The following is a 15,841-nucleotide window of genomic DNA, read 5'->3' on the forward strand; positions in this document are numbered from 1 at the left end:
TCGAAATTATGGAAAACCGCCTTTTAATGTTATAATATTACAATAATTAACAAAAAGGTTGTTTTTATTTTCGGTAGACAACTATGTTTAGGCGAAGTTGCTAAATATTTAGGCATTGCTCAAACAACTGTAATCAAATGTTATACATTTCCATCTATTCATAGATATGAATCTATTAGATTTTTTTAATAGGCTTTGTTAAACAACATCCTATAACAGAGCCCAATCATTAAAACAGAAAGGAGAGGGCAGGGATTAGAAATTATGTATTGAAAATAGTATTTCTTTTTTTATTAGCTATTTTTTTTCAAGGAATAGGCAGCATCTCATCAGGATTTGCAGAAGAGAAAGTGTATAAAATTGCAGCGGAACCAAAACTGCCTCCTTTCTCATATATCAATGAAAATGGAGTACTAACGGGTCTTAGCATTGATTTAATGGAACAGATAGCAGAACAGCATGGGCTTTCTTTTGAATATATTCCTATGAATATAGAAGATGCTGAAAAAGCTCTAGAGGAAGGTAAGGTTGATGCGATTGCAGGTATGGTGTACAGGCCTGATAAAGATTGGAAATTTGATTTTTCTACTTCCTATTTTACAATGTCTGACTCTATTGTAATTTCGAAAGATAGGAAAAATCAAATTAAAGGGATTGAAGATTTAGGAAATCGTCAAGTTGTAGTAGAGGGCCATACATCTATGTATGAAAACATTTTAAATATGAGAACTACTAATGTATTATTGGAGGACAATCAGTATACAGCTCTTCAGAGTTTGATTGAGGGAAGAGCTGATATTTTTATAGGAAATAAGTGGACAGCAACTGCTTATTTGAAGGAATTAGGAAAAGAAGAGTCCTTTATTATTCTAGATGATGTCATGAATAGTTCAGATTATGCTGTAGTTGTACAAGAGGGAAATGATTCTTTGTTACTTGCCTTTAACCAAAGTATTACTATGCTAGAGGCAAAAGGAGAGCTTAATAAACTTATTAATAAATGGACGGTGCCAAAGGATTTAAAGGAAATCGCTAGGCTAGAAACCTTTATTTATTTGTTAATGAGCGGATTGATTATTGTAGCTCTTGTTCTATTCATCATTTATATGTGGAATCAGAGATTGAAAGCAGCTGTACATATACAAACGAGTAAGCTTCGTCAACTCAATGAACACTTACAAGAAACACAACAAATTATAGCTGATAGTAACGCCTTTAAGGACCTAATTTTAAATAATATTGATACAGGTATTGTGACCTTTAATGTGGACTTAACGATTACGAGTTGCAATGCAAGCGCTTTACATATGTTAAACCTATCGAATGATACACCTTTTGGTCTTCAAAACCCACCGCTTCTAAAACAGTTATTTGATCATTATCATTCAAAAGAATCGGGTGTTCAGGTACTTGAATGGAATGAGCAAGGTCAAAAAAAAGTGATCTATTATCGTATACTGCAAATATATAATTCTCAGGAACAACAGACAGGTTATTTATTGTCCATGAATGATGAAACGGAAAAGAAGAATCTAGAACAAAAATTGTTCACACAAGAAAAACTGCATGCACTTGGTCAGCTTGTTGCTGGAGTTGCTCATGAAATTCGCAATCCTTTAACGTCGATTAAAATGTTTATTGATATGCTTCCAAGTAAATATCACCTCCCTGAATTTAGAAGGTTGATAACGGAACATGTACCTTCTGAAGTAAATCGATTAAATACAATCGTAACGGATTTGGTTGAATATGCACGTCCACGGCCTTCTAATAAACAGAAGTATACGCTAAAGGAAATGGCTTCTTTATTATCATTTATTCAAGTTACGATGGATAAAAATCAAATTAGTCTTGAGAAAAAGGTGGAAGATAATTTAGTTTTTTATATCGATCCACAACAAATTCGTCAAGTCATGATTAATTTACTATTAAATGCAGTGGATGCTGTAGCAGAGAAAGAGGAGAAGAAGATTACGATTACCGTGAAAAAGATAAATGAGGAAATCGGCAGCGTGATGATTTCCGATACAGGAAAAGGAATGAGTTCAGAAGAATTACATCATATTTTAGAACCTTTTTATACGAGCAAAGAAAAGGGCGTAGGCTTAGGATTAACTTTAACTTACAATCTTATAAAAGAGAATAAAGGAGAACTGCATATCGCGAGCCAGCCGAATAAAGGATCGACATTTACTATATTGTTACCGCTGTATCAAAAGGAGGCCTCCTAAATGAAACCTACTGTACTTATTATTGATGATGAATTGGCTATATGTGATTCACTTCGATTTGCATTAGAAGATGATTATTATATTCAAACGACAACGAATCCACAAGAAGGCTTAGCGAAAGTTCAACAAGATATGATTGATATTGTTCTATTAGACCTTCGGATAGGCAGTATAAATGGGTTGGACATTTTGAAAGAAATTAAGCAACAAGTACCTTCTACTACAGTGATTATGATGACTGCCTATGCTTCGATTGAATCTTCGATTGAGGCGATCAAACAAGGAGCCTATTACTATATCGAAAAGCCTATTAATATAGAGGAACTTTATTTATTACTGAGCAGGGCTGTTGAATATAAGCGGCTATCTAATAAGGTAGAAACGTTGCATGAAGAGTTAGAACAGCGGCGTGGTTATAATCAATTTTTAGGTAAGAGTAAAGCAATGCAACATGTTTTTTCAATCATTGATCGTATAAAAGATATTGATTCGAGTGTACTTATTTTAGGAGAAAGCGGTACAGGAAAAGAGCTTGTTGCTAGAAGTATTCATAATACAGGGAAACGTAAAAACGGTCCACTTGAAATTGTCAATTGTGGTGCGATTCCTGAAGCGCTGCTTGAATCAGAATTGTTTGGATATGAAAAAGGCGCATTTACAGGAGCTACGCAACGAAAAGAAGGAAAATGGGTAGCGGCAAATGGAGGAACGCTTTTTTTGGATGAAATTAGTGAGATGCCGCTTCCGCTTCAAGTGAAATTATTACGTGTTCTTCAAGAGCGCGAACTGACCCCCTTAGGTTCTAATAAAAAAATTGCATTGGATGTACGAATTGTGAGTGCGGCTAATAAAAATTTAGAACAGATGGTGCAGGAAGGAAAATTTCGTGAAGATTTATATTTTCGTCTTAATGTTATTCCTTTATCTATTCCACCTTTACGTGAAAGAAAGGAAGACCTATCATTACTGATTGAGCACTTTTTGGAAAAATATTGTCTGGAAATGAACCGTGCAAAGAAAACATTTTCTAGAGCAGCTTATCAATTATTGCTAGAGTATGGGTATCCCGGAAATGTACGTGAGCTTGGAAATATTATCGAATATTCCGTTGCTTTATCGATAAATGATGAAATTACGGAAATGGAGCTACCGCTTTCTGTTCAAACACAACGCTCTGTGTTTGCTACACCGTCTAATCGTGACAATCAATTACAGCTTCCCATTGGTATGACGATGAAGGAAGTGGAGAAAGAAGTGATTGCTGCAACGCTTCAGCATTGTGGAGGGCATCGACAAAAAACAGCACAAGTTCTTCAAATTTCCGAGAGAAGCTTACGAGATAAAATTAATGCTTATAATCTTAAGGAGAAAAAGTAGCGATCAGGAAAAATTTGCCTATTAATCGGCAAATTTTTCCTGTTTTTATTTTGGTATATGCTGAATTATGTTGAAAACGTATGCAATAGCGTTATTTTAAAGTTGGCACAAGTCTTGCATTAATAATAGTTAAACAAAAGCTGTTATTTTAAAAAGGAGGTACAGTTTATGCAGGCCACCCAAAATGATGTACAAATTAAAGGAGCTTTTAAACAGTTCGGATCAAGTGTTGTGCTAAATGGAATCGATTTAGAGGTAAAACAGGGTGAATTACTGACACTTTTAGGGCCTTCTGGTTGTGGAAAAACAACGACTTTAAATTTAATCGCAGGATTTCTTGAAGCTGATGCCGGTGAGGTGTTTATTAAAGGAAAAAATGTAACAAAAGTGCCGCCTTACAAACGTGATTTAGGAATGGTTTTTCAAACGTATTCTCTTTTTCCGCATATGACTGTTTATGAAAATCTTAGCTTCGGTTTAAAGCTGCGTAAAGTTCCGAAGGCAGATCAAGAAGCAAAGATTTCTCGTGCGCTGAAGCTTGTGAAAATGTTGGGGTTAGAACATCGTTATCCGCGTGAATTATCAGGTGGACAACGTCAACGTGTAGCTATTGCCCGTGCACTGGTGGTTGAGCCTGAATTGTTATTGTTAGATGAGCCTCTGTCTAACTTAGATGCGAAATTACGCCATGAATTACGTGTAGAGATAAAGCGTTTACAAAAAGAAATCGGTGTCACGACCATCTTTGTTACACATGATCAAGAGGAAGCGCTTTCGATGTCTGATCGAGTAGTTGTAATGAATGGCGGGAAAATAGAGCAAATTAGCTCTCCAACCGATATCTATAATCATCCAAATACAGAGTTTGTCTTCAATTTTATTGGAAAAGCAAATTCTTTTGAAGGGAAAGTGACAGCCGTAGATCGTCAACGAATCACTGTACAGATGGATCAAGATATTACACATGTTGATGTGAAAAATATAATGGGTATCGATCGTGCGTGTGCTGTTGGGGATGAAGTAAAATTATATATTCGACCAGAAAAGATTTATATCGTTTCAAAAGAAGAAGTGGGACAAGCCTTCATCGAACTTCATAAAGCGAAAGTAACACAAATTAACTACTTGGGCACGTCGTGGGAAATTGATGTGAATATGTTGGGAAAATCAATTCAAATTTTGACATCTGATTACAATTCTACATGGCAAGTAGGAAGTGAGGTGTATGTTGGATGGAACCCATCAGAAATTATGCTAATGAAGAAGTAAAAAATCAGCCACCTATTGTGGATGTACCAAAAAGAGTGAAAAAGAGAAAGAAAAAGAAAACTTGGATGCCCGGTCTTCTTCTTCTTACCCCTATCCTATTGTTTGTCTTTGGTTTCTTTATTGTTCCAATGCTGTATATTTTATATTTGAGTTTCATTGTAACGGATGATATGGGAGCTACAGACGCTGTGTATAGTTTTCAAAATTATATTCAATTCTTTACGGATAGCTATTATTTATCTTCTTTATGGATAACGGTGAAAATCAGTCTATATACAGTAGGACTTTGTTTATTCCTTGCTTATCCAGTAGCATTAACAATGGCGAAAAGTTCACCGCGTGTGCGTGGTTATATTGCTTTATTAATAGCTTCTCCTTTGTTAGTAAGTATTGTTGTACGTAATTTTGGTTGGTATTTGTTATTACTGCCAAATGGAACGATTAATCAATTACTGATTGACCTTGGACTCATTACTGCGCCGCTTGAGCTCCTGTTTTCTGAGATAGGTGTTATCATTGGTTTATCTAATGCGTATTTACCATTTATGATTTTAGCCATTGCGACAAGTTTATATAATATTGATCCATCTTTAGAGAAGGCGAGTGCCATTCTTGGAGCAAGCCCATTACGTAACTTCTTTTCTGTTACACTTCCATTAAGCTTGCCGGGAATCGTTTCCGGTTGTGTATTAGTATTTAGCTTGTCAATGAGTTCTTATGTGACGCCGGCTCTTATGGGAGGCGCTAATGTTCCAATGATGCCAGTTGTTGCCTATGATCAAATTAATAATTTACTTCGATGGACGTTTGGTTCAGCCATTTCGTATGTGTTATTAGCAACAACATTGATTACGGTTATTGCAGTTACACGTGGTTTTGAATTAAGTAAGTTTAAGGAGGTATTCCGATAATGAAGTATTTAGGGAAAATTCGTTTAGGAGTGGCTGTCATCAGTATTATTTATATACTTATTCCACTCATTGTTATTATCCCAGCCTCCTTTACAAGTGCGAACTATCCAAGCTTTCCAGCACAAGGATTTTCGTTTCAGTGGTACACGATGCTTTTAGATCGTCCAGAGTTTATCGAAGCATTATGGAATAGTGTGAAATTTGCCGTATTAGCTGCTTTTTTCTCTGTTTTATTCGGAACATTGGGTGCACTAGCCCTTGCGAAGTATGATATTCCAGGAAAATCGTATATTACATCCATTTTGACTGCGCCATTAAGTGTGCCGCAGTTAGTGCTAGGGATTGCTTTACTGATTTACTTTACACCGATGATGTTATCTGGTACATCAACAGGCTTCCTAATCGCCCATACTGTCATTTGTATTCCGTATGTGATTCGCCTTGTTCTAACAGGATTGAGCGGGTTTGATTACAATCTTGAACGAGCGGCTGCCATCCTAGGGGCGAGTCCTGCTACGGTATTTTGGAAAGTAACGCTGCCATTAATTCGTCCAGCGATTATCTCAGGTGCACTATTTGCCTTTTTAACATCATTTGATAATGTAACAATCTCTCTATTTATGGTTTCGTCTGATATGCGTACACTTCCGATTGAAATTTTCTCTCAGATGCAAGATTCCTATAATCCATTGGTGGCATCAGTTTCTAGTGTCGTCATCTTTATCTCTGTGATTTTGATTGTGATTTTAGAAAAATTACAAGGAGTAGGAAAAGCATTTGGCGGTTCTCATTAATTTTGTGATGAGAAGGCTTAAGCTAATACATGTATTAACTCAGGTGAAAATGGCGAATTAACAGCGCTGTTTCATATAGCTCCAATCATAAAAAAGGTAGGATGTTCAAAATGAATATGAAAATTAGGAGGATTATTAAACATGAAAAAAATAATGAGCTTATGTATTGTTCTGCTGCTACTTGCAATGACTGCTTGCTCACCTAGTGCACCGAAATCTAATCAAGCAAGTACATCTAGTAAGGAGAGCAATAAACAGATTACGATAGCAGGAAATGGCGGGAAAATTGAAAAAGTCATTCGTGAGGAAATTGCCCCTAAGTTTGAAGCAGAAACAGGGATTAAAGTGAATTATCTGGCAGGTTTATCAGGTGAAATTTTATCTAAACTAGAATTACAGAAAAACGCTCCAAAAATTGATATTGCGCTATTTGTGCCACTTGATGTATACCGTGCTAATGAAAAAGGGTTAATTGATTCAGTTGATGAAACGAGTGTTCCTAATCTGAAAAATTTAGATTCTAAATATGTAGCATTTGAGAATCTGACTACTCCAGTATTTGGACTTGTTATTGCTCCTGCTTATAATACGAAGACGTTTGAACAGAATGGGATCAAACCAATTGAATCATGGAATGATTTAGCTCGAGCTGATTATAGAGGAAAAACAGCTTTTGCTGATATTTCAAATGACTGGGGCTTTAATACATTATATTCGCTTGCTTTAGCAAACGGAGGTAACGAGGATAATCTTGAACCAGGATTAAAAAAGGCAAAGGAACTAGCTGGATATTCGGCTACTTTTTATAAAAATTCGACACAAATGATGCCAGCTTTACAGCAGGGAGCGGCTGATGTGACAGTAATGGGAAGTTATGTAACGGCTGATTTGGCTGTGAATTCAGGTGTGCCGTTAAAAATGGTTGTACCAAAAGAAGGCGTATATATGAATGCATTTAATGCAGGATTGGTGAAGAACACACCTAATAAAGAAGCTGCCATCGAATTTATTAACTACTTAATTAGTGAAGAAGCTCAAAAAGCGACTGCTGATCAAGGATTCTATCCAGTTGTTCAAGGAATAAGTATTCCAGAAAAATATGAAGAAGTAATAGGATTAAAAGATACTGATAAAATATATACATTTGATATTAAGAAGCTAGCAGAATCTCGTGCTGAATGGACGGATCGTTGGTCTAAGGAAGTCACACCACAGTTAGGAGCATTATTGGAAAAGTAGAGTTATAGAAATCTGTTGATTTTCGGCTCATTTCAGCATAACTGAAATGAGCCGAAAATCGTTTTATCAACCATATCTATATCTATTTTTAAAATCTTAAACCTTCCACTTTTTTGTAAGATTTAAAGAGACTGTTCATATACTGTACAGTAACCAATCATTCTCTAAGCGGGGGTGAAGTGTGTGAAACAGTCTTCCTTAATTAAGCCTGTCCTTGGCGGTGTTTATCCAATGATTAGTCATGGAAAGGGTATTTTTTTGTATGATCAAACAGGCAAGGATTATTTAGATGCTTCTTCAGGTGCAGTAACTGCGAATATCGGCCACGGCGTACAAGAAATTAATGAGGCGATGATGAAGCAAGCGAGCGAGGTTTCTTATGTGTATCGTTCTCAGTTTACGAGTGAAGCGGCTGAGCAATTGGCAGATAAAATTGCCTCATTAACAAAAGGGGATTTACAATACAGTTTCTTTGTCAATAGTGGCTCTGAGGCAACGGAAACGGCTTTAAAAATTGCAATTCAATATTGGCAGGAGCAAAATAAACCGCAAAAACAAAAAATTATTTCGAGATGGATGAGCTATCACGGTATTACGCTAGGTGCGTTATCGATGTCTGGTCATCCTATTCGTCGTGAACGCTTTTCGACGTTATTAGAATCTTATCCAACCATATCTCCTCCATATTATTATCGTTGTCCATACAATGTTGATGATTATATGTATGGTCAAATGTGCGCTAATGAATTAGAGACGGCTATACGCCGCATTGGAGCTGATCAAATTGCTGCTTTTATTGCTGAACCGATTATCGGTGCGGCTGGTGCGGCCATTGTGCCGCCAGATGGCTATTGGGAGAGATTAAAACAGATTTGCGTAGAACATGATATTTTATTTATTGCAGATGAAGTGATGACAGGCTTTGGTCGGACAGGAAAAATGCTTGCGTCTGAATATTGGGGAGTGGAGCCGGATATTGTGACATTTGGAAAGGGGATGAGCGGTGGATACACACCGATTGCTGCTACGGTAATGACGGATAAAGTAATGGAGCCGATTATGACAGGCTCAAAATTGATTATTGGCGGTCATACATTGAGTGCGAATCCCCTTTCTTGTGCGGTCTCTTTGGCGGTACTTAATTATGTAGAAAAGCATAATCTTGCAGATCGGGCAGCCGAAACAGGCGCTTATTTAATGAAGCAGTTACAGGCACGACAAGAACGCTTTTCCTTCATTGGGGATGTTCGAGGGAAGGGACTGTTAATCGGAATAGAATTTGTTCAAAATCAGCAAACGAAGGAGCCGCTGCCTAAACGTATAGATGCGACAAACGAAATAATTAAGCTTGGTATGCAGCATGGAATTATTGTTTATCCAGCTGCTGCAGGATTAGATGGGGTCACAGGAGCAGCCATTATTATTGCTCCACCATTAACGATTTCACTTGGAGAATGCGATGAGTTGTTATCTCGATTGGATCAAGTATTTTATGCTTTTCGAGCGAAATTAACAAGGGTATGAGGAGGAACTGTCTTTTTTTTCATGATAATCTCGAAATCCATTGTATAATTGATGTATAATATAATGGAATAAATAAGTCTTCATCTTTAATACGTATTGTAATGCAACAATATGGAACCATAACGAACTCTTACTCGTTATCTTAAAAAGGGTTGAAGAAGCAGTTTATTTTATGATATATAATCGTATTTAGATTCAAAGTTGAAAGAGAGTGGGACATTATGGGTCGTAAGTGGAACAATATTAAAGAAAAAAAAGCGTCAAAAGATGCTAATACAAGTCGGATTTATGCAAAATTTGGCCGTGAAATTTATGTAGCTGCGAAGCAAGGTGAACCAGATCCAGAATCAAATGGTGCTTTAAAAGTTGTACTTGAACGTGCAAAAACGTATAACGTACCAAAAACGATTATCGAACGTGCAATTGAAAAAGCAAAAGGCGGTTCAGATGAAACATATGACGAGCTTCGTTATGAAGGTTTCGGACCAAACGGATCAATGGTTATCGTGGATGCATTAACAAATAACGTAAACCGAACTGCATCAGACGTACGTGCTGCATTCGGTAAAAATGGCGGAAACATGGGTGTAAGTGGTTCTGTTGCCTATATGTTTGATAGCACAGCTGTTTTCGGTATTGAGGGAAAAACAGCAGATGAGACACTTGAATTATTAATGGAAGCCGATGTAGATGTACGTGATATTATAGAAGAAGAGGAATCAGTCATTGTTTACGCTGAACCTGATCAGTTCCATGCTGTACAAGAAGCATTTAAAAATGTTGGCATCACTGAATTTACAGTAGCTGAATTAACAATGCTGGCACAAAATGACGTAACACTTGACGCGGATGCACAAGCACAATTTGAAAAAATGATTGACGCATTAGAAGATTTAGAAGATGTGCAGCAAGTGTACCATAACGTAGATTTAGGAGAATAATCAGTCGTATCAAGCGTTTGAGGGTGATTATGAAACCTAAAAAGTTTAACGAATGGTGATATATTTACAAAAATAACTGTAAAATACAGTGACAAATGTTTAGCTCACTTTTGTATGAGAAATTCATATTAAAGGTGGGTTTTTTTGTGTTTTTGGAAGACATATATAAGGGATTTCTATATCTACATGTAGAGCTTTTCCAGGTACACGTTGAAAACATCCTCCTCATTAAAAATTCAAGTCGATTATCCATATATATTAGACAAGTTTTGGGTATGAATTAAAATTTTTGATACATTTCTTTTTAACAGGATTATTGACTTGATTGAGAAAATTGAAACCGAAGAGACTATTCAGCTATCATAAGCAGTTTAGTTATACAAAATCCCTATTTCGTATAAATTTTCCAATAAGGGGAAAAAGATAAAGGTAATTATTTTAAGGGGGTTTTCATTTTGGCAGCGAACAAGGACATGAATGCTTCACATGAACAAGACGTGAACCGTGAGACGCTGACAACGCGCCAAGGCCATCCTGTGATGGATAATCAAAACATCCGTACCATTGGTGATCGCGGTCCAGCTACGCTTGAAAATTACCATTTCATTGAAAAGATTTCCCATTTTGATCGTGAAGAGATACCAGAGCGTGTAGTACACGCACGAGGAACGGGCGCATTTGGATATTTTGAAACATACGGAAAGGTCGGAGATGAACCAGTAGAGAAGTATACTCGCGCAAAAGTATTTTCAGGTGCTGGGAAGAAAACACCGCTAATGGTTCGCTTTTCTACAGTAGCTGGAGCGAAAGATTCGCCAGAAACAGCACGAGACCCGCGCGGCTTTGCCGTAAAAATGTATACGGAAGATGGCAACTGGGATTTAGTTGGGAATAACTTAAAAATTTTCTTTATCCGTGATGCGATGAAGTTCCCTGATATGATTCACGCGTTTAAAGCGGATCCGGCTTCGAACGTGCCAAATCCTGAGCGGATGTTTGACTTCGTTTCCCGTACACCTGAGGCAACGCATATGATTACATTCTTATTCTCGCCATGGGGGATTCCTGCGACATACCGCCACATGCAGGGTTCTGGTGTAAACACCTATAAATGGGTAAATGACAAAGGCGAGGCTGTGTTGGTGAAGTATCACTGGGAGCCGAAGCAAGGGATTCGTAACTTAACACAAGAAGAGGCAAACGAGATTCAAGCGAAGAACGTCGGTCATGCGACACAAGATTTATATGAAGCAATTGAGCAAGGAGATTATCCAGAATGGGAGCTCTTTGTGCAAATCATGGAGGATGACTACCATCCGGAACTCGATTTTGATCCGCTTGATGATACGAAACTTTGGCCGGAGGATAAGTTTCCATGGTTACCGGTAGGCCGGATGGTCCTTGATAGAAATCCAGTCGATTTTCATGCGGAGATTGAACAAGCTGCCTTCGGTACAGGGGTTCTTGTTGATGGAATGGACTTCTCAGATGATAAAATGCTACAAGGCCGTACATTCTCTTATTCCGATACGCAGCGATACCGTATAGGTGCGAACTATCTAAAATTGCCTTCAAACGCACCGAAAGTGCCTGTTCGCACGAATCAGCATCGCGGCCAAATGGATATCCGTGACCCAAAAGAGTCTGGAGAAAATCCACATATTAACTATGAGCCATCGATGCTCGGCGGGTATCAAGAAGAAAGTAAAGAAAAACGTGCACCGCATCAACCAGTATATAATGCGGCAGCAATGAGTGCACCAATTGATCGTCCTAACAACTACGGTCAGGCGGGCCACACGTACCGCAGCTTTGAGGATTGGGAGCGTGATGAACTGATTAAAAACCTATCCGAAGCACTTGCCGTATGTGACAAACGAATTCAAGATGCCATGATTGAGCATTTTACACAAGCCGATGAAGACTATGGTCGCCGTGTAAAGGATGGTATCGCAGAGAAAATGAAAGAATTGAAGAAGGAAAACAAAGTTCCAGGCCGAGAAGCAGGCAGCTCGAAATTTGGTCAAGGTTCATTAGCTGCGAACGAAGCAACAGAGGATGCTGTAAAGAAAAGCCACGAAGCGGATCCTTATTAATTATGAAGAAAAGGTTGTCCAGAAAGTTAGTGAAAACTAACTGACTGGCGCCCTTTTTATTTTTGCTCATTTTCTGCCCTTTTTACAGATAAGCGTTGAGCTTAGTGTAGATTTTGTCTGTATCGCTTACCTTAATTCTACTACCTTCTTTGAACTCCCAAGTCCTTAGCTAATGCGTGAAGTGGGAGTCTTCTGTCGGGAAATGATAAACATCTAAACAGTAAGTACTTCTATCAAATCTTATAACAATGATTGAGCGGGCCATTTCCTTTTCCAAGATTCAGCTGATCCTGAAGAGCTCCAGTTAAATAGTCTTTCGCATACTGAATACTCATGTTGACATCGTGTCCATCGGCTAAGTTACAAGCAATGGCGGAAGAAAGAGTACAACCTGTTCCGTGTGTATTAGGATTTTCAATTTTAACACCTGTAAACCAGGTGAACTGGCCATTACTATACAGTAAGTCATCGGCACTATCTAGGAGATGGCCGCCTTTAATAAGGATATTTCCTTGATAATGTTTGGCTATTTGAATAGCGGCTCTTTGCATATCCTCTTTTGTTTCAATCTTCATCCCGCCGCATAGACATTCGGCTTCGGGAATATTTGGTGTAATCAGAGTTGCAAGTGGGAGCAGCTTTGTAATAAGAACATCCATCGCATCTTTACTTAATAATGGGCTGCCGCTTGTTGAAATCATGACAGGATCGACAACAATATGCTTTGGTTTGTATTCTTTTAGTTTTTCGACAATCACTTCAATAATGTGCGGGGAAGACACCATACCTATTTTTACACTGTCTGGAAAGATATCGTTCATAATGCTGTCTAGTTGTTGTCCTACAAACTCAGGTGTTGCCTCTAGTACACTATCTACTCCTGTTGTGTTTTGAGCAGTAAGCGCTGTAATAGCTGTCATCGCGTACATTTTGTGAGCAGTAATCGTTTTAATATCAGCTTGAATGCCTGCTCCGCCGCTGCTATCGGAACCAGCAATACTTAATACTTTTTTCATCATCCATCCCTCTAATCTAGTTATTTTCGTGATTGACTATTTGCTTTGAGAGAGCAAGCAGTTCCTGACTTGCTTTTTTGATATCCTGTTTAGCAAAAATCGCTGAAACAACAGCAACTCCATCAATACCGCTGCCGCTTAGTTGTAAAATGTTTTTTTCATTAATTCCACCAATTGCAACGACAGGAATGGAAATACTTTGACAAATAGCCTCTAAAGTAAGCAAGGGTAGTGCAGTAGCATCGAGTTTCGTTGAAGTCGTAAAAACAGCACCTACACCTACATAATCTGCTCCACCTTTTTCAGCTAGACGAGCTTGTTCAACGGTTTGAACCGATACACCAAGTATTTTGTCATCACCAATCATATTTCTTGCTGTTGATAGATCCATATCGTCTTGTCCAATGTGAATCCCATCAGCAGCGCATGCAATGGCGACTTCTACATTATCATTGATGACAAATGGAACGTTATAAGCGTCTGTTATTCTTTTTATCTGCTGTGCTTCTTTTAAAAAGTCCTCATAAGGTAGATTCTTTTCACGTAACTGAATAAATGTTGCCCCGCCTTGAATCGTTTGTTCTACTTGTTCAGCTAAAGACTGTTCTCCAAGCCAAGCTCTATCTGTTACGGCATACAAAAGCATAGATTGTTTATCTACTTTCAATTTTCATGCCCTCCTTTAATAGAGAAGAATCAAGTTTACTTACATAATCAATGAAGTGGGTTCTAAAGCTTGAAGTGCCTCCACCTGTAGCTATTGTTTTTTGATAAGCAAGTTCGCCGCTAAGTCCCATTACACAGACAGCTGCGGCTGTGCTATCTATCAATTGTTCGGGATTGGCTCCACAATAAGCACCAATTACAGCAGAGAGCATACAACCTGATCCGGTGATTTTTGACATCATTGGGTGCCCATTTTTAATGATGTATGCTTTTTCGTGGTGAACAACCAGGTCGGTAGCGCCTGTTGTAGCAATAACAGCACCTGTTCCAATGCTTAAATCTTTTGTAAGTTGAATAATTTCATTTATATTTTCATCTTCAATACTTTCAGCCGCATCGACACCTTTTGTTAATCCACTTCCTGCGTAAATCGTTTTAATTTCAGAAATATTGCCTCTAATAACGGAAAACTTCACCTCTTCTAGTAGTTTAAACGTCATATTTGTTCTTAGTTTAGAAGCACCAGCACCGACAGGGTCTAAAATAACAGGAAGACCGAGTTCATTTGCTTTTTTCCCTGCTTTAATCATCGAGAGAATTGTTCGTGCATTGAGCGTACCAATATTAAGGACGAGACTGCTGCAAATACTCGTAATTTCCTCTACTTCGGTTAAATCATCTGCCATAATAGGAGATCCGCCGCAGGCCAAGACAATATTAGCCACATCGTTGACCGTTACATAATTGGTAATATTATGTACTAAAGGTGTTTGCATAGCTACATTTTCTAAAATATTTTCAAACATATAGATACTCCTCCGTTGGTTGATTTATCTACTAACTAATTGAAATGAAAAAATGCGATATACCAAAAAGGTGCATCGCATTCATAGACTATCATTTATGACATTCGATTCCCTACGTTGGCATTATCCAAATCAGGTTAAAGGGTTAAAGCTACATTTCACTTACTCTCAGCCCGCATGTGCAAGCTCCCCTGCTATTTACATTCTATCTATTATTTTAGCATATTTCTTGTTATAGGGTATTCTTCTTTCATTAAATTAAGTTTTTCTTTATACATCTTTTCTGAAAGATGTGTGAGCCCAAATTACGTTATCAACAATATTGTTTAATAAAGTGAGGGGGTTCCTTCATCGATCACGGATGGTTAGTTGACCAATCGAATCTTTACTACAAAAGCGAGGCGACTGTTCAGTTTAGACAAGCATTTCATCTTATGACTTCGAGGGGCTAGGAGTCGTAGATAGATGAGGGCAGTCGTCCCCCGCCTATCTTGTTTGTTTTCCCATACGCTTGAGGTGGGGGGGCTTACTGCCCATTAAGTGTGAGGGAAAAAATCTGTTAAAGTATTAGGATTTTTTCAGTAGTAGGCTCATATTCTAATAGGGGTGATGTGATGGTAGAAAATACGTTCGGGAAAATCTGTACATATGATCAAGTTAAGCCGCTATTTAAAGATAATCAATCCATTTTATTCGGTGGATTTGGCGGGGTCGGCACGCCGCCAGGGCTAGTAAATTTGATTTTAGAAACAAACGTTCAAAACTTACTTCTTATCGGCAATGATGCAGGATTTCCGAATATCGGAATAGGAAAAATTGTGACGGCAAAAAGGGCACGCAAAATAATAGTATCTCATATTGGCTCGAATCCAAACGCCGGTGCATTTATGCAGAATGGTGAACTAGAGATTGAGTTTTCGCCACAGGGCACGCTTGTTGAACGAATTAGAGCAGGGGGGATGGGGCTTGGC

13 protein-coding genes and 1 riboswitch are annotated in these 15,841 nt (G+C 38.1%); of the genes, 10 read left to right on the forward strand and 3 right to left on the reverse strand.

Annotated features, from left to right (window positions below; all coding sequences use genetic code 11):
- Positions 1-269: 269 nt before the first annotated feature.
- The 9 genes from V7068_RS20560 (at position 270) to V7068_RS20600 (ending at position 12,382) form a co-directional block, all read left to right on the forward strand.
- A complete protein-coding gene (locus V7068_RS20560; protein WP_499714331.1) occupies positions 270-2,231 on the forward strand; it encodes a transporter substrate-binding domain-containing protein in 1,962 nt (653 codons plus the stop codon).
- Positions 2,232-3,608: a sigma-54-dependent transcriptional regulator gene (locus V7068_RS20565; RefSeq protein WP_499714332.1), complete on the forward strand. Its 1,377-nt coding sequence runs from the start codon at positions 2,232-2,234 to the stop codon at positions 3,606-3,608.
- Between the two features lie 168 nt (positions 3,609-3,776).
- A complete protein-coding gene (locus tag V7068_RS20570) occupies positions 3,777-4,877 on the forward strand; it encodes an ABC transporter ATP-binding protein (RefSeq protein WP_499714333.1) in 1,101 nt (366 codons plus the stop codon).
- Positions 4,841-5,788 carry an ABC transporter permease gene (locus V7068_RS20575; RefSeq protein WP_499714334.1) on the forward strand — a complete coding sequence of 316 codons (948 nt, stop codon included), beginning with the start codon at positions 4,841-4,843 and terminating at the stop codon, positions 5,786-5,788. Before V7068_RS20570 ends, V7068_RS20575 begins: the two co-directional genes overlap by 37 nt.
- Positions 5,788-6,582 (forward strand): ABC transporter permease, encoded by a 795-nt coding sequence (locus V7068_RS20580; protein ID WP_499714335.1) that lies wholly within the window; start codon positions 5,788-5,790, stop codon positions 6,580-6,582. The genes V7068_RS20575 and V7068_RS20580 overlap by 1 nt, the downstream gene beginning before the upstream one ends.
- A 141-nt stretch (positions 6,583-6,723) precedes the next feature.
- Positions 6,724-7,821, forward strand: coding sequence for an ABC transporter substrate-binding protein (locus V7068_RS20585; RefSeq protein WP_499714336.1), 1,098 nt, complete (start codon positions 6,724-6,726; stop codon positions 7,819-7,821).
- Between the two features lie 183 nt (positions 7,822-8,004).
- A complete protein-coding gene (locus V7068_RS20590) occupies positions 8,005-9,345 on the forward strand; it encodes an aspartate aminotransferase family protein (protein ID WP_499714337.1) in 1,341 nt (446 codons plus the stop codon).
- A 221-nt stretch (positions 9,346-9,566) separates the two neighbouring features.
- Positions 9,567-10,286 (forward strand): YebC/PmpR family DNA-binding transcriptional regulator, encoded by a 720-nt coding sequence (locus V7068_RS20595; RefSeq protein WP_127761035.1) that lies wholly within the window; start codon positions 9,567-9,569, stop codon positions 10,284-10,286.
- Positions 10,287-10,741: 455 nt separating this feature from the next.
- Positions 10,742-12,382: a catalase gene (locus V7068_RS20600; RefSeq protein WP_499714338.1), complete on the forward strand. Its 1,641-nt coding sequence runs from the start codon at positions 10,742-10,744 to the stop codon at positions 12,380-12,382.
- 233 nt (positions 12,383-12,615) lie between these two features.
- On the opposite strand, the gene thiD is transcribed toward V7068_RS20600, so the two are convergent.
- The 3 genes from thiD to thiM are packed head-to-tail and all read right to left on the reverse strand — an operon-like array spanning position 12,616 to position 14,870.
- Entirely contained in the window at positions 12,616-13,398 is a 783-nt protein-coding gene (thiD, locus tag V7068_RS20605) for a bifunctional hydroxymethylpyrimidine kinase/phosphomethylpyrimidine kinase (protein ID WP_499714339.1), read from the reverse strand.
- A gap of 16 nt (positions 13,399-13,414) precedes the next feature.
- Positions 13,415-14,065: a thiamine phosphate synthase gene (thiE, locus tag V7068_RS20610; protein ID WP_499714340.1), complete on the reverse strand. Its 651-nt coding sequence runs from the start codon at positions 14,063-14,065 to the stop codon at positions 13,415-13,417.
- Positions 14,052-14,870, reverse strand: coding sequence for a hydroxyethylthiazole kinase (gene thiM, locus V7068_RS20615; protein ID WP_127761031.1), 819 nt, complete (start codon positions 14,868-14,870; stop codon positions 14,052-14,054). Before thiM ends, thiE begins: the two co-directional genes overlap by 14 nt.
- 91 nt (positions 14,871-14,961) lie before the next feature.
- A riboswitch (TPP riboswitch) is annotated at positions 14,962-15,073 on the reverse strand.
- A 411-nt stretch (positions 15,074-15,484) separates the two neighbouring features.
- On the opposite strand from thiM, the gene V7068_RS20620 reads away from it, so the two are divergent.
- Positions 15,485-15,841, forward strand: a 357-nt coding sequence (locus V7068_RS20620; RefSeq protein ID WP_499714341.1) for a CoA-transferase, incomplete at its 3' end; no start/stop codon positions are given.

This window comes from Bacillus sp. JJ634 (assembly GCF_036962285.1).
Taxonomy (GTDB): Bacteria; Bacillota; Bacilli; order Bacillales; family DSM-1321; genus Peribacillus; species Peribacillus asahii_A.

What these genes read in the sequence shown, in the direction of transcription:
- V7068_RS20580 (WP_499714335.1), top strand. Translation starts at nt 5,788, where the DNA reads ATGAAGTATTTAGGGAAAATTCGTTTAGGAGTGGCTGTCATCAGTATT.
- thiM (WP_127761031.1), bottom strand. Translation starts at nt 14,870, where the DNA reads ATGTTTGAAAATATTTTAGAAAATGTAGCTATGCAAACACCTTTAGTA.
- V7068_RS20565 (WP_499714332.1), top strand. Translation starts at nt 2,232, where the DNA reads ATGAAACCTACTGTACTTATTATTGATGATGAATTGGCTATATGTGAT.
- thiD (WP_499714339.1), bottom strand. Translation starts at nt 13,398, where the DNA reads ATGAAAAAAGTATTAAGTATTGCTGGTTCCGATAGCAGCGGCGGAGCA.
- V7068_RS20585 (WP_499714336.1), top strand. Translation starts at nt 6,724, where the DNA reads ATGAAAAAAATAATGAGCTTATGTATTGTTCTGCTGCTACTTGCAATG.
- V7068_RS20570 (WP_499714333.1), top strand. Translation starts at nt 3,777, where the DNA reads ATGCAGGCCACCCAAAATGATGTACAAATTAAAGGAGCTTTTAAACAG.
- V7068_RS20575 (WP_499714334.1), top strand. Translation starts at nt 4,841, where the DNA reads ATGGAACCCATCAGAAATTATGCTAATGAAGAAGTAAAAAATCAGCCA.
- V7068_RS20595 (WP_127761035.1), top strand. Translation starts at nt 9,567, where the DNA reads ATGGGTCGTAAGTGGAACAATATTAAAGAAAAAAAAGCGTCAAAAGAT.